Origin of the sequence: Pedobacter ginsenosidimutans (assembly GCF_001442625.1) — a bacterium.
Lineage (GTDB): Bacteria > Bacteroidota > Bacteroidia > Sphingobacteriales > Sphingobacteriaceae > Pedobacter > Pedobacter ginsenosidimutans.
Window position 1 is genome coordinate 1 of the sequence record NZ_LMZQ01000039.1, and the last position, 15,957, is coordinate 15,957.

General features: G+C 36.3%; 15 protein-coding genes. All 15 read left to right on the forward strand.

What is annotated here, in order from left to right; genetic code table 11:
• The coding region (locus tag ASU31_RS23700; RefSeq protein ID WP_167346236.1) for a glycosyltransferase at nt 1-312 on the forward strand (312 nt) is incomplete at its 5' end.
• 20 nt (nt 313-332) lie between these two features.
• Nucleotides 333-2,174, forward strand: coding sequence for an asparagine synthase (glutamine-hydrolyzing) (gene asnB, locus ASU31_RS23705; protein ID WP_057934731.1), 1,842 nt, complete (start codon nt 333-335; stop codon nt 2,172-2,174).
• A 4-nt stretch (nt 2,175-2,178) separates the two neighbouring features.
• Nucleotides 2,179-3,072, forward strand: coding sequence for a glucosamine inositolphosphorylceramide transferase family protein (locus tag ASU31_RS23710; RefSeq protein WP_057934732.1), 894 nt, complete (start codon nt 2,179-2,181; stop codon nt 3,070-3,072).
• Between the two features lie 13 nt (nt 3,073-3,085).
• Nucleotides 3,086-4,168 carry a glycosyltransferase gene (locus ASU31_RS23715; RefSeq protein WP_157258249.1) on the forward strand — a complete coding sequence of 361 codons (1,083 nt, stop codon included), beginning with the start codon at nt 3,086-3,088 and terminating at the stop codon, nt 4,166-4,168.
• A 117-nt stretch (nt 4,169-4,285) separates the two neighbouring features.
• Nucleotides 4,286-5,377 carry an NAD-dependent epimerase gene (locus ASU31_RS23720; protein WP_057934763.1) on the forward strand — a complete coding sequence of 364 codons (1,092 nt, stop codon included), beginning with the start codon at nt 4,286-4,288 and terminating at the stop codon, nt 5,375-5,377.
• A gap of 221 nt (nt 5,378-5,598) precedes the next feature.
• Nucleotides 5,599-6,996, forward strand: a complete 1,398-nt coding sequence (locus ASU31_RS23725) for a pectate lyase family protein (RefSeq protein WP_057934734.1) — start codon at nt 5,599-5,601, stop codon at nt 6,994-6,996.
• A 78-nt stretch (nt 6,997-7,074) separates the two neighbouring features.
• The gene (locus ASU31_RS23730) at nt 7,075-8,229 is read left to right on the forward strand and encodes a glycosyltransferase family 4 protein (protein WP_245224599.1); all 1,155 of its coding nucleotides are present in this window, start codon (nt 7,075-7,077) and stop codon (nt 8,227-8,229) included.
• 52 nt (nt 8,230-8,281) lie between these two features.
• Nucleotides 8,282-9,085, forward strand: coding sequence for a phytanoyl-CoA dioxygenase family protein (locus ASU31_RS23735; protein ID WP_057934736.1), 804 nt, complete (start codon nt 8,282-8,284; stop codon nt 9,083-9,085).
• An 11-nt stretch (nt 9,086-9,096) separates the two neighbouring features.
• A complete protein-coding gene (locus ASU31_RS23740) occupies nt 9,097-10,068 on the forward strand; it encodes a hypothetical protein (protein ID WP_057934737.1) in 972 nt (323 codons plus the stop codon).
• Nucleotides 10,065-10,559: a GNAT family N-acetyltransferase gene (locus ASU31_RS23745; protein ID WP_057934738.1), complete on the forward strand. Its 495-nt coding sequence runs from the start codon at nt 10,065-10,067 to the stop codon at nt 10,557-10,559. Before ASU31_RS23740 ends, ASU31_RS23745 begins: the two co-directional genes overlap by 4 nt.
• 39 nt (nt 10,560-10,598) lie before the next feature.
• A complete protein-coding gene (locus ASU31_RS23750; protein WP_057934739.1) occupies nt 10,599-11,633 on the forward strand; it encodes a GNAT family N-acetyltransferase in 1,035 nt (344 codons plus the stop codon).
• A gap of 34 nt (nt 11,634-11,667) precedes the next feature.
• Nucleotides 11,668-12,726, forward strand: coding sequence for a GNAT family N-acetyltransferase (locus tag ASU31_RS23755; RefSeq protein ID WP_057934764.1), 1,059 nt, complete (start codon nt 11,668-11,670; stop codon nt 12,724-12,726).
• Between the two features lie 31 nt (nt 12,727-12,757).
• A complete protein-coding gene (locus ASU31_RS23760) occupies nt 12,758-14,686 on the forward strand; it encodes a polysaccharide biosynthesis protein (RefSeq protein WP_057934740.1) in 1,929 nt (642 codons plus the stop codon).
• A gap of 133 nt (nt 14,687-14,819) precedes the next feature.
• Entirely contained in the window at nt 14,820-15,236 is a 417-nt protein-coding gene (locus ASU31_RS23765) for a helix-turn-helix domain-containing protein (RefSeq protein ID WP_057934741.1), read from the forward strand.
• 154 nt (nt 15,237-15,390) lie between these two features.
• On the forward strand, nt 15,391-15,948 hold the full coding sequence (locus ASU31_RS23770) for a hypothetical protein (RefSeq protein ID WP_057934742.1): 558 nt from the start codon (nt 15,391-15,393) through the stop codon (nt 15,946-15,948).
• Nucleotides 15,949-15,957 lie beyond the last annotated feature (9 nt).

Below are 15,957 nucleotides of genomic sequence, written 5' to 3' on the forward strand. Positions count from 1 at the left end.
ATCCACGAAGTAATGGTTCAGCATGATTTAATGGTGCTGAGTTCTTATACTGAAGGTTTCCCGAATGTGGTTTTAGAAGCGCTTACCGTAGGCCTACCAGTGGTAACCTTTAGAGTGAGCGGAATCCCAGGATTAATTATCGATGGCTTTAACGGTTTTGTTTTAGAGCAGGATGATTTGGCAGGCTTTAGGCGGCGAATTATCCAGGCCTGCACTCAAGGCCAATGGAATCCTGCTGAGATTAGGCGAAATGTATATCAGAAATGTGCGCTTGATAAAATAAGCGCCCAATATGAAGAATTAATCAGTTAACAATCTAAAATATTATCCCTATGTGTGGAATATACGGCACAACCATACCTTACTCAAACGGAACCATCCGTGAGAAAATGGCAAGAATCAGTTTTCGGGGACCAGATTATACAGGCGTTCAACGTTACGATCAGGTTATTTTTGCACACAACAGATTGGCTATTATCGATCTGGATGCCCGCTCTAATCAACCCTTTTCGTATATGCATCTCCATATTGTTTTTAATGGAGAAATATACAATTACAAAGACATTAGAAAAGATCTGGAACGGAAAAACTACCAGTTTAATACCAGCTCTGATACCGAAGTAATATGTGCAGCTTATCTGGAGTATGGCGTCGATTGCTTAACCCGCTTTAACGGGATGTTTGCTTTTGTGATTTATGATACCCGTAAAAACGAACTGTTCGGTGCCAGAGATCGCTTTGGTAAAAAACCTTTTTACTATGCACACGATCATCTATCATTCGAATTTGCAAGTCAACCCTCGCAAATCAATATAAACAGGGATCTAAGTGTTAACGAAGAAGCCATTAGCCAATATTTAATTTGGGGTTATGTGCCAGAGCCTCAGTCTGTTTATACAGAGGTAAAACAATTGCCAGCAGCTAACTATTTTAAATATGACCTTAAATCTCATAAGCTTAAAATTACGGAATACTGGACCTTAGATTATGGTTGGAAGAACAAGTTTGATGGTAGTTACGAAGAAGCTAAAGAAGCTTTAGCACTTATTTTGGCCGATGCGGTTAAAATCAGGATGAATGCTGATGTACCTTTGGGCGTGTTTTTATCGGGCGGTATAGATTCATCGCTAATTGCAGCTTTGGCTACAAAGGAAATCGACCACGTTAAAACATTCTCTATAAAATTTAATGAAAAAGGTTTCGATGAAAGTGCCTATGCCAATCAGGTTGCTAAACACTTAGGTACCGATCATTATACCATTGAGTGTAATTACAATGATGGTATTGAGCTAATTGAAAACTTTAACCGTTTTTATGACGAGCCTTTTGCCGATTCGAGTGCTATACCTACCATGTTGCTCAGTAAAAATACCAGGAAACATGTAACTGTTGCGTTGAGTGGCGATGCTGGCGACGAAGCTTTTTTAGGCTATCACCGTTATAAATGGATTAAACAGGTAAACAGCCTATTTTATGCGCCACATGGCATTAGAAAAGCATTGGCAAGCTTAATTAACCAATCGCCAAGTTACCGCCATAAATTAATTGCCATGGGCATTTCTATGGAAGACGTAGAGAAATTATACGTAAAAATGTTTGGTAATATGGAAAATTCGTGGGTAAAACAACCCGATCTGGCCAAGTATAACCCATTGATGCATATTTTAACCAATCCAGCTAAACCTTTGTTAGAACGTATTTCTGATTTTGATATCAAAACCTATCTAAATGGCGATATCAATACGAAAGTAGATCGAGCTTCAATGGCCTTTTCGCTGGAATCGCGTTCTCCATTAATGGATTATCGGGTGATGGAATTTTCGAGAAGCCTGCCCACAGCATTTAAATACACGAGTGGAAACCAAAAACGGATATTAAAAGATTTATTGTTCGATCGTGTTCCTGCGCATATGTTCGATAGGCCAAAAGCTGGCTTTACAATGCCTTTTCAACACTGGTTCAGAAATGAATTAAAAGATTATGTGATGGATAATTTATCGGCTGATAATTTGAAAAACATTCCAGGCATCCACGTAAAAAGAACACAAGAAATTATCAATGAGCATATGACCGGAAAATGGAACAGGTATCCACAGATCTGGAAATTGCTGGTGCTTTCTCAATGGCTAATTAAAAATAAATCAATCACAGATAAAGTCTCATTGGTAGCATAATAAGATGAATGCAACAATTAACCTCTTTAATAAAATATTCGCAGCTGATAAATGGAACATTGGTTTTGTTTATCAAACGCCTGAAGAACTGATCAGCACAAAAAAGCTTGGTACGGCGGTAAATTGGTTGCAAGAAGATAATATCGATTATGCGGCTGATCCTTTTGTGGTGAGTATAAATGACGCACCAAGAATCTATTACGAAGAACTGGATTTTTGGAAAGGCAAGGGCGAGATTATGATGATTGACGGATTCGACTTCAAAAACAAGAAAAAAGTTGAAGGTATTAAGCCAGATGCAATCCATTTGTCTTATCCCTATCTTATAGCAGAAAATGATTGTTTATACTGCGTCCCGGAAACATCAGAAGCGAAAGAAATAGCACTCTATCAGGTTGATCAGGAGGACCCAAGCCTGTTAATCAAAATAAAAGTACTGGTTAGTGGAAAAGCTTTTGTAGATAGCTCGATTATTTATCATGAAAATAGATATTGGCTTTTTACCAGCGTATCCGGAGATCACAATCACCTGTACATTTACCATTCAAAAACTTTAAACGGTCAATACACGGGACATTATCAGAATCCAATTCCTGTAGAAAAAGAATTTTGCAGGGCTGCCGGGAGTTTATTTAAAGTTGGCAAATCGCTGTACCGCCCAACACAAAATCCAATTAACCGGTACGGAGGTTCAATTATGATTAACGAAATTGAAATACTCAGCGAAAAAGAATTTAAAAACGCCAGTAAATTCGAAATATTACCCGATAAACCTTACAGCAGAGGACTCCACAACATCAGTTTCGCCAATAACATTATTGTAATTGATGGCAAGCGGAAAGTGTTGAGCCTGATGATGCCATTAAAAAAAATTGTTCGAAATTTTAAAAAAAGATAAATCACCATTCGAAATGAACACAGCAGCACAAAGAATGATTTTCATTTCGTTAACCGACGCCCCCAATGGTGCTGAAAATGTTCTGCTGATGATGGCGACCGCTGTTAATGGCGAAATGTACTTTTTAAAGAAACATGCTTTTACAGGACTTAAAATTTCCGAACGCATTCCCAAAAGATACCTGTCTAAAAAAACAATTTTTTTGGGTTTTGTAAAACTGATACCGCTACTCCGAAAATATAAAAAGCATGATGTGGTAATGAGTACACATCCATATTTGAATGCTTTTTTGGGTTTTTTAAAACGGATAGGGTATCTCAGATCGAAATTAATTGTACGCGAATGTACTTCTGTTTTTACCCGTTTTACCGGAATTAAAAAACGCATTTATCAGATCATTTATCGCATGGGTTATCCGGCTGTAGATTTAGTGGTTTGCCAAACCGCGTTAATGAAAATACAACTGATTGATCACAATAGATTTTTATCGAAAAAGAATATTTTGGTTCAACCCAATCCCATCGATTTTAATAAGATCATTGCTAAATCTGCTCAACCTTTAATTAATGGCGATGCCAAACTAGATTTTATCTGCTCTGCAGGAAGGTTGATCCCCGAAAAAGGATTTTCAATTCTGATCAAAGCTTTTAAACTGATTCAGCAGGAGCACCCTAAACTTAAATTGCTCGTACTGGGAGAGGGAAAAGAAAGAGCATCATTAATCAATATTATTCAGGAGAATGATTTAAGTGATTCGGTTTTTTTAAAGGGACAGATAGATAATCCGGCTCCTTATTTTAAACAGGCCAAACTTTGTGTGGTATCTTCCATAAAAGAGGGTTTCCCGAATGTGCTGCTAGAAATGATGTCGGTAAATAGCGCAGTCGTATCTACACTTTGCGCCGGAGGCATCAGCGAAATTCCTGCTATTGCCAAAGTTGAAGTAAATAATGTAGAAGCCCTTGCCGATGCAATGGGCAAAAAATTAAAACAAAACCAACCTCAAAATTCTGAAACTGCGATGCAGTATTTGTACGGTCGACGGCCAGAAATATTTGCTCAATCTATTTTAAACGCTTTGCAGCAGCATAACTAAACTATAAAATATAAACAAACCATTACCGCATTTTCTGATGGGATGCTTTGCATCCCAAAAACAAATAATCAAGCCTTTTTTGAGGCCATTCTTAACTGTTTCTCAAACTTAAATTTTATGAAAATTTTAATTACCGGTACTGCCGGATTTATTGGTTTCCATTTGGCAAAACGCTTATTGGAAAGAGGGGATGTTGTTGTTGGTATTGATAACATCAACGATTATTATGATGTAAATCTAAAACACGCCCGCTTGGCCCAAACTGGTATTAACCATACCGATTTGATTTATGGTGTTCCTCAAGTAAGTGATAAATATGAAAATTATACTTTCATAAAATTAGATATCTGCGATAAAGAAAGCCTGGAAAACTGTTTCAAAACTTATCAGTTCGATGCGGTTTGTAATTTGGCTGCTCAGGCAGGTGTGCGATACAGCTTAACCAATCCAGATGCTTACATAGAAGCAAACATTAAAGGTTTTTTAAATATCCTGGAGTGTAGCCGTCATTTTAAAGTTGGCCATTTATTGTATGCCAGTTCTTCGAGTGTTTATGGATTAAATAAAAAAATGCCGTTTTCTGCTCATGATAATGTAGATCATCCGGTTTCACTATATGCAGCTTCTAAAAAAAGTAACGAATTAATGGCACATGCTTATAGCCATTTATTTAATTTACCAACTACGGGTTTACGTTTCTTTACAGTTTACGGTCCTTGGGGCCGCCCGGATATGGCCTTGTTTTTGTTTACAAAAGCAATTTTGGAAGGCAAACCTATCGAAGTGTTTAATAACGGGGAAATGAAAAGAGATTTTACCTACGTGGATGATATTATTGAAGGTATTGTAAAAGTCTTTGATCAACCAGCACAGGCCAATCCCAACTGGAATAACCAAAACCCTGATCCAGCTACATCGGCAGCACCTTTCGCTGTGTTTAATATCGGAAGAGGAGCACCAGTTAACTTGTTAGATTTCGTAGAAGAAATTGAAAAAGAAACCGGAATAACCGCACAAAAAATATTTATGCCCATGCAAGATGGCGATGTGGCAGAAACATCAGCAGATATTGATGATTTAAAAAACTTATTAAATTATGAACCCACTGTTTCTGTACAAAAAGGTGTAAAGAATTTTGTAAACTGGTTTACAATGTTTTATCACCCAAATTTACAGTTGACATCTAAAACAGCTGTTATCTCAATTTAGTTTGTCATGATTGTGTAAACTCGGTGTATAATAAATTTTATTAAACTGAATTATTAAACTGTCATTTTACTATCTGTAAGCAATTGGTTTACAGTATAAGTAATGTCGAATATTAGGCCTATTATTTAATTATCAGCGTTTTAACTGCATTTTATTAAATGTACTCATTTATCGCATATAGCGTTAAGTTGTAAATTTAAAAAAAATAAAAAATGCAGAGAATGACAAAATTATTTAGACAAGTGAGTTTAATTGGTTTAATATTAACGACGATTATTTTCTTTAGTAATTGTAAAAAAAGTGTGAAAGCAGATGATGCACTAACTGATAGTACAGCATTGTTTTCAGGAGATTCAACATCCGTATTAGCCGCAACCAGTGGAAGTACAGGAAAATTAAGCCTTTCAGGTGTAAAATCGGAAGGTGGTTACGCTTACAAAATCGGACAATCAATTTCAGGTGGCGATAGTGAAAGTGCAAAAGGACAATCAATTTTAAGATTATTTGAAAATGGTGTAGAAATTGGCCCAGCCCATAGCTTACACGATGATATAAGGAACATAGGTAAAGGTAGGTTTAGCCATTGGGGTTCTACGGTGATATTTTCAGCCTCTGATAATACCGACCCGAGAACGAATGGCCGTACTTATACCTACGTAATGGGGGGTACCAGTACAGCTTTACCTCCGGCTGATACCCAAACACCAACACCACCGGCAAATGTTACAGTTAATACAGCATTGGTAGGTTATGCTTTGGTAAATGGTAAAACAACTGGTGGCCAGGGTGGCGTAGAAACAACAGTAACCACGCTGGCGCAATTAAAAGCCGCAGTTGGTGATAATGTTACCCGTACAATTTATATCAGCGGTACAATTAAAGGTGCTGGTACAGATCCGGTTTACGTAAAATCTAATAAATCTATTATTGGTAGATCAGGAGCTGTTATTGAAGGTGTTAATCTATTTATTTATACCGTAAACAATATTGTAATCCAGAATATAACTTTTAAAAATTACGTAGAACAGGCTGCTGTACAAATTAAAGAAGCTGCTCACCATATCTGGGTAGATCATTGCGACTTTTCTACAGACCGTTCACATGGCTGGGAGTACTGGGGTAAAGACATTACCATTACCAGAGAATCTGATTATGTTACCGTTTCCTGGAGTAAGTTTCACGATACAAACTTATCGGTGCTGATTAGTGGTGGTATTGAAGGACACGAAGCTGATAAAGGAAAACTGCATGTAACCATGCACCATAATATGTGGTATAATGTTACTGAAAGAGAACCATCAATGAATTATGGCAGTGTACACATGTTTAACAACTATCACCTTAACAACTCAGGTTACTCAATCGGTACAAGAGCAGGTGGTATAGTAAGAACAGATAACGAGTATTTCTCAAATTGCGCTAAACCATTAACTACAAAAGTGGCAAGTGATCCGGAAGGATATTTTAGCGGTATTACCACCAATATTTACGATAAATGTGGTGCAAACAATATAACGACGGCAGTTTCTACCTGGGTTCCAGAGTATGAGTACAAATCATTCCTTAACGATGCAGCGAGTGTGCCTGCAATTGTTACGGCAAATGCTGGTGCGAGGTAGGTAAAGCAAAACCTTCATATTTTTTCTGCAATAAGCCACCTGGATAGGTGGCTTTGCAGTTTAAATTAAAATTTTGACATGATGAATATAACTAGTAAAAAGATTTTTATCGTTTGCGACTCTTCCAGATCCCTGCTAGATTTTAGAGGGAAGCTCATCGAAAAAATGCAGCAACATAACCAGGTTTACGTGTTTACACCAAAAGTTGAACAAGAATCTGTTCGAAGTAAGCTGAAAGAACTGAATGTAATTACCTACGAAAGTAAATTAGATGGTAGTAATGTATCTATCTTGTCTGATTTAAGATTTATCTTTTCGCTGTATAAACTCATCAGACAAATAAAACCTGATATTTTTTTTCCTTACACCTTTAAACCTGTTATTTATGGCTCTTTTTTAGCTAAAATATGCAAAGTTAAACTAATTGCCCCCATGCTTACCGGTTTGGGTTATAACTTTACCGATAATTCTTCCAGTAATAAACTAATTGTTAAAATAACGAGGTTATTACTAAAGTTGAGCCTGAAGCCCAATCCTCATTTAAACATTATTTTTCAGAACAAGGATGATTCTCAACGTTTAATCGATCTGAAAATCCTGAATAAAAAACACCAGGTTTATGTGGTAAACGGATCGGGTGTAGACTTAAGTCATTATCACTATTCGAAACCAAGTACCTCACCCATAACCTTTTTAATGGTATCGCGGCTCATTAATGCAAAAGGCATTAAAGAATATTATGATGCCGCTAAATTAATTAAACAACGGTTTCCACAAGCCGTTTTTAAACTCATTGGGCCATACGATCCGAATATTGATGCCATTGCCCCCGAGCTGTATCAAAAAATTTCCAGTGGAGATACCATTCAATACATAGGGCAGGTTGATGATGTGCGGCCAGACATTGAGCGCTCTTCGGTAATGGTGCTTCCTTCTTATTACGGAGAAGGCGTTCCACGTTGCGTACTCGAAGGAATGGCCATAGGCAGGGCAGTAATTACCTGCGACTCTGTAGGATGTCGTGAAACCGTTAATAACGACCCTAAACAGGCGAACGGATTTCTTATTCCGGTTAAAGATGCCGGTGCACTAGCCAATAAAATGGAATATTTTATTAATAACAGTGATGATATTATTGCTTTCGGAAACAAAGGACATGAATTTGCAAAAACAAAATTTGATGTGAATATCGTAAATGCAGAGCTCTTTAAGATTATGCGTTTGCAGGCCTAACCACCCTTAACACATCAATAACTAACCAAATAAATAAATTAAACCTAAAATTGTGAACAATACATTTATTTACAAACGAGCCACTTTAGCCGACTTTAGGGAAGCTATTGATGAGTATGGATGGGTTGTATATGAAAAAGCAATCAATCAGAAATTAATTTCAGAAATAACCACTGGTTTCGAAACATCTTATCTGTTAAGAAGAGAAATACAGGTTTTAAATGGAATTGAAGAAAATATGGAGGGAACATTACATCATTTGCTTGAGAAAGATAATTTCGCTATCGAGCTTTTGAGTAAATTGTACTGTCATAGAGAAATCCGTGATTTTTTGGGCGGAAACTATATTCTCAATGGGATAAATGGAGTAATTAACACTAAAAAGAGCAAGTCTTATATCCAGAATATCCATCGCGATGTACGTACATTTTCGTCTGAATCTAAGTTTATGATCCAGATGATTATTGTGCTCGATGATTTTACCATATTTAATGGCGCCACACACTTTTTATCGGGCTCTCATAAATTGGATATCAAACCTGAAGAAAAACACTTTAAAGCCTTCGCTAAACAAGCTATTGCCAAAAAAGGAAGCATTATATTATTCGATTCCAATATCTGGCATGCAGGGGGCTTTAATTTCACCCGCAAACAGCGTAGAGCTTTAACCTTAGGTTTTACAAAGCCTTATATTAAACAACAATTCGATTATCCCAGATTTTTAGGATATGAATTTGGCGAAAAAATTGACAGCGATTTAAGGCAGATTATTGGTTACAATGCCAGGGTACCGGCCAGTTTACAGGAATATTACAGACCTGTAGAAAACAGGATGTATAAAGCAGATCAGGGGTAGAGAACAAAACAATGGAAAGAGAAACGCATTCCCACAAAACTATTGGTGGTTACATCCCGCTCGAATTATCAAAGGGGGAGCTTTATTACCCTGATTTAATTGCACTTAATACAGGCAGAAATGCACTTGAATATGTGTTAAGGACAAGAAAGTACGCTACCATATATCTTCCATACTATACCTGCGAGGTTTTACTAGAGCCGCTTCAAAAATTGAATGTACAGTATCACTTTTATTATATAGACGAAGATTTAGATCCGGTAATAGATTTTGAAATAGGCGAACATTGCTGCTTGCTTTACACCAATTACTTCGGACTTAAAACGGAAACTGTTAAAAAGCTAGCTAAAAAAATCAAGAACCTGATAATAGATAATGCCCAGGCATTTTTTTCTAAGCCGGTAAACAATTGCGATACTTTCTACTCATGCCGCAAGTTTTTTGGCGTACCCGATGGTGCCTATCTTAATATCTCTAATACATTGGGTTTAAATTTAAAACAGGATCAATCAACAGATCGGTTTGCTCACCTGATTAAAAGTATCGATGTCAATATTGAAGAGGGGTATACCGATTATATAGAAAATAACAAGCAGCTGTGCAATAACGAAATCAAAATGATGTCGGTATTAACAAAAACCATTCTTTCCAGCATCGATTACGATAAGTGTGCCGATATCAGAAGAAAGAACTTTGCTTATCTGGATGAGCAACTTGGGCAGGAAAATATCCTGAGGCTAAATTTTTCAAGAGAAGATGTGCCGATGGTTTACCCACTCCTGGTAGAAGATCCGTCTATTAAACAGCAGCTCATCAATCAAAAAATATTTGTAGCCACCTATTGGCCTAATGTTTACGAATGGGCACATGTTGATAGTTATGAATACTTTCTGGCTAAACATCTTGTTTCGTTACCAATTGATCACCGCTACAGCATAGCCGATATGAAAGTAATTGTTAAAGCTTTAAAACCGCTCATATGAACACTCAAATTTACTTAAGGCCATTAACATTAAAAGATGCTGATGTGTCGTACAAGTGGAGAAACGATCCTGAAGTATGGTCGTATACCAAATTTGTGTTAAAAGATCCAATTACTGCGGAAGTTGAAAAACAATGGCTGTTAAATAAACTAAATTTGACCAACGAAAAACGTTTTGCCATCTGCGTTAAAAATACGAATGAATACATTGGCAATATTCAGTTGCTCGATATCGGAAACGATAGCGCAGAATTTCACCTCTTTATTGGCGAAAAGAAATACTGGGGAAAGGGCATAGGCTACAACGCCTCTTTAATGTTGTTAAAATATGCCTTTTATAACCTTAACCTTAAACACATTTTTTTAGAAGTACATTCAGATAACCTGGCTGCTTATTCTATTTATAAAAAAGTAGGCTTTCAACCTGTTTCGCAGCAGGAAGATTTCATAAAAATGGTAATTAATTCTTCTGTTTTACTTACCGAAAACTGAACTATTTACTTTAAATCTATCCTAATTTAATAGCTCAAAATGAGAAAAATTATTACAATTGATGATAAACAAGAATGGTCTGCATATGTAAAGCGTGCTTTGCATTACGATTTTTATCACACCTGGTATTATCACTCTTTAGATAAAAGTGGTTTGCCTATATTGTTCGTGTATGAAGAAGGAGAGAATTACATTGCCTTCCCACTTTTGAAGAGAAATATCCCAGGTTCCGATTTTTTTGACTTTACATCGGTTTATGGATATACAGGCCCCATTTCAAACATGGACTTCAATTCTTTGGAAGATGATTTTATGGAACGCTTTAAAAATACATTCATAGCGTTTCTTGAAACTGGCCAGAATGTAACTGTTTTTTCCAGATTGCATCCATTTTTTAATCAGGAAAGGTTAATGGAGAAGTTTTCTGGAGTATATGCCAATGGGAAAACAGTGGCAATCGATTTAACCACAACCATTGAAAGTCAACGGGCGGGTTACCGAAAAAGCGTAAAAGAAAAAATCAGGCGGTTACGAAAGCGCGATTATGAAGTTAGAATTTCTACCGATATTAATGATGCGAGCATATTTTCTGAAATATATACCGAAAATATGATTCGAATAGGTGCAAAAGACCATTACCTTTTTAATAATGCCTATTTCGTGGCGCTACTGTCTTCTGATGAATTTGATAGCAAGCTTTTTTTGGTGTATAAAGATGGGATAGCCATATCGGGCGCCATTGTAGTTTGTACCAAAGAAATTATTCAAGTGCACCTTTTAGCTACCAGAACCGCTAATCTGTTCGAATCGCCAGCTAAATTGTTAACCGATGAAATTACCGTAATTGGCAGACAATTGGGTTATAAATATTTTAACCTTGGTGGTGGTGTTAATTTTAAAGAAGACAACCTTTTCGGTTGGAAGATGGGCTTCTCTAATTTATGTTTCGAATTTAATAGCTGGCGGTATATTGCCAATAATGAATTATACAATACACTTTTAAACGAAAGATCGCTTGATCCTTTTTCTACTGTTGATTTTTTTCCACTCTACCGTAGTCCTGTAATTGCTTAGTAATTAATTATTTATTTCTTTTTAATAAATGGATATGTTGATTGAAAATAATCCTACAGGTACTACTTTGCAATTAACTTTACAACAAAGGGATGATTGGGTAAAGTATATCAGCCTGGCTGCCGATTATGATTTTTATCATACCTGGCACTACCATGCTATGGCAACTAACGGAAGGCCCATTTTATTTGTGTATTGCGAAGCTAATAGTTTTATCGCTATGCCGTTATTGGAACGTGCAATCCAAGATACACCATATTACGATCTGCACTGCGTTTACGGTTATTCAGGTCCTGTTTCTAACCTGAAATTTACCGATATGAGCGACAGTTTGAAAGAGAATTTTCTAAGTGCTTTTTCAGCATTCTTATATAAAGGCAGCTACGTTTCTGTTTTTTCCAGGCTTCACCCTTTTTTTGATCAGAATATACTGTTACAAAAAACTGATGGCATATATGGAAATGGAAAAACAGTTGCTATTAACTTGCAACAAAGTATAGAAGAGCAACGGAAACAGTATAGGCAAACAACGAGAGATAGCATTAAGAAATGTAGAAAGTTTGGTTATGTTGCCGTAGAAGCTACCGCTCAAGAAGATATCGCTGCTTTCACGAAGCTCTATCAATCTAATATGAACCGTATTAGTGCTACTGATTTTTATCTTTTTACCGAAGAGTACTTTACCAAGCTTGTTCAAGCTACAGAATTCGACTGTAGGTTAATCCTGGTTTATTCAAACGATGATTTAGTTTGTGGCAGTATCATTATGTGTACCAAAGGCATTATAGAGGGCCACTTAATTGCCACTAATGCCAATTATCTTAAAAATTCTCCAGCTAAATTTTTGGTTGATGAAATTAGTGAGTTAGGTCGCAAATTGAAAATGAAATACTATCATTTAGGCGGTGGACTAGGTTTTAAAGAAGATTCGCTATTTGAATGGAAGCTTGGTTTTTCAAATATGGTTTTAGATTACTACAGTTGGCGTTTTGTTGCGAATAAGGCTGTTTACAATCAGCTAGTCGAAAAATCAGGTAACCAAATACATACAGATGTTGACTTTTTCCCTCTTTATAGAATGATACCTCAATAAACTTTAAACAAATATTTAATGATTCTCAATTATGAAAAATTTCTTTTTTCCAGACAGAGCACACTCAAGGTGGTTAATTTTATTGATTGATCAAATGATCGTTGTATGGACATTGTTTATATCCATTGTACTAACCAATACATTAAACTACACCGACGTTTTTAACTCAGGCAATGCTGTATATGTTGCACTTTATTGTTTCATCGCTGCAGGTGTTTTCATTTCATTAAGAATACACACCGGTATTATTCGTTACTCCAATACCGAAGATATTTTGAGGGTTTTCCTAGCGGTTTTTGTAACCAGTTTACTCTTTGTGAGCGTAAATAAAATACTTTCGCAACGTTTTCAATTGCTTTGGCACCAAATGGATAAAGCATTAATATTAAACTTTTTTATCTCTTCGTCGCTGCTTATTCTAATGCGTATTTTGGTAAAAGGAGTGTTTTTGTTTTTTAAAGAACTTAAATCGGAAACCAAAGAGAATATCCTGATCTACGGATCTGAAAAAAAGGCTATCCTGATCAAAAAAGCAATAGAACAGAATGGAGATTCTGACCTGAATATTATAGGTTTTATTGATGACAACAGAGATCGGGTTGATAAATACCTTGAGCAGAAAAAAGTATATCACTCTTGCTCAGTAGCGCTGTTAAAAGAAAAACACAATATAAAAAAGATACTTTTTGCAGAAGATGCATTAAACACTTTAAACAAAAAGAAAATTATCGATATCTGTGTTAACGAGGGTATTAAAGTAATTATGGTGCCACCATCAGATAAATGGTTGTACGGGAAGTTAGATTCGCACCAATTACGCGACCTGAAAATTGAAGATTTGCTTGAACGTGAACCGATTAAGCTCAATAAAAAGAATATCCTGAAAGATTTAAGTGGTAAATGTATTTTGGTTACAGGTGCTGCGGGTTCTATCGGATCGGAGATTGTTCGACAAGCCTTACAGTATAGTCCTAAATCAGTAATTCTCTGCGACCAGGCAGAAACACCGCTTCACGATTTAAAACTTGAACTGGAAGATAACTTCCAGGATGCGAACGTGAAGATATTTATGGCAAATGTGCAGAATTTAAACCGGATCAGAACATTATTCGAACTCTATAAACCTGAAATTGTTTTCCATGCTGCGGCTTACAAACATGTTCCTATGATGGAGAATAATCCAGCTGAAGCCATTTTAACCAATGTGCTGGGTACTAAAAACATGGCCGATATATCAATGGAATTTGGCGTAGAGAAGTTTGTAATGATTTCTACCGATAAAGCTGTTAAGCCAACCAATGTAATGGGGGCATCTAAACGTTTGGCCGAAATTTATATTCAGTCACTAAACAGTCCGGAAATTATTTCAACTGGCGAAATTACCACACAAGCTTCGCGCACCCGCTTTGTAACTACCCGTTTCGGAAATGTTTTGGGCTCAAACGGCTCTGTTATTCCAAGATTTAAAAGCCAGATAGAAAAAAGAGGTCCAATTACAGTAACAGATCCAGAAATTACCCGCTACTTTATGACAATTCCGGAAGCCGTTCAGTTGGTAATGGAAGCCGGAGCAATGGGCAAAGGAGGAGAGATATATCTTTTCGATATGGGTAAGCCAGTTAAGATTGTTGACTTAGCTTTAAATATGATCAAACTAGCAGGTTTAACCCCTTATGTGGATGTCGATATTGTGTTTACCGGTTTAAGGCCCGGAGAGAAGCTGTATGAAGAACTTTTGCTTATCGATGAAGAAATTATACCTACCCATCATCCAAAAATTAAAATATCACAAAAAGTAGCTTACAATTATTTGTACGTTAATCAGATTATTAAAGATCTGATTGTACTGAATAACGATGGCAACGATTTGAATATGGTGAAGAAAATGAAAGAAATTATACCCGATTACATCAGTAATAATTCAAGATTTGAAGAATTAGACCTATTGGTTGCCAATTGATTACCGTAAAAATACCCTAATAAAATTATTTTACTTTTGTTCGTGAAATAATTATTAAATTGCATTAAATAGTAATAGTCGTCCCAGATTGTTGATCGAATTTAAATGTTTATTTTAAATTAAATTAACTGCTATGAGTTTAAATGTAGGCCAAGTTCTTGAGCGTGTTGTACGCAGAGACAGAATGGGAATAAGTGAATTATCCCGGAAATTAAATGTAAGTAGAAGAACTATTTACAATTGGTTTGATCAGAAAAGTCTAAACCCTGAAATTATTTGGAAAGTAGGTACCGTCATCGGCCACGATTTTTCTGTTGAGTTACCCGAAACTTTTGCTAAAAACAGTAACTATATCCATGAAGCTTTTGATGCACATGCAGGGGATCAAACTAAAGGTGATGCGAATTCTGTATACTTCTGGATGAATAAATACATCAAGTTACTTGAAAAATATAACGAAATATTAAGCAATAACAACATAGAAAAGAGTGTTTCAGAAACGGTTGCACACCATACTATGCCAAGAAATAACAATAGGTCTATTTCTTAAGCCATTGCTTGTACTTTAATTTGTTTTAAACCCATATCTTCTTAGGGGTTACCACCCCGGTGAACTCTTCCTTTTTTTTATAGTATCTCTCTAAATAATTCGCCATAAGCACGCTTTATGGTGATGGATTTCTATTCACTAAAATTTCGAAATCATGAAAACAATTAACGCATTAACTCTACTGTTAACATTGTTTGCTTTTCAAGGCGCTAAAGCACAATCGCAGGTTTATGGTGGTACAGGTGTTCGGTACTCAGTTGGTATCGAAACAGGTTTGGCTACTGGCTATTTGGCCAAAAAGTACGAAGCACCGCTTGGCGTTTCCGTTCAGGCAGAATTTCCCATTACCGAAAGCATTTTATATGCTTCAGTAAATACCGGGTTTAATAACATGTTTGTATCAGGTAATTATTCACGGTTGGTTGATGATTTACAGCTTGTACCAGTTAAAGCAGGCTTAAAATATTTCTACAGAAGTAACCTTTATCTGCAGTCAGAAATAGGTTTCTCCTTCCTTTTAAATAAAACAAATTGTGTTGAGGGCAAAAAGGCTGCATTTGTATACGCACCGCAGGCAGGAATGATATTTTATCTGCACAACAATAATTACATCGATGCAGGATTACGCTATGAAAGCAATGGCAAATTCTATCACTGCGACCATACGAACAACTTTGTAGGCTTCAGAATCGCCTGGGGCTTTAGTTTATAAAACGGGTAT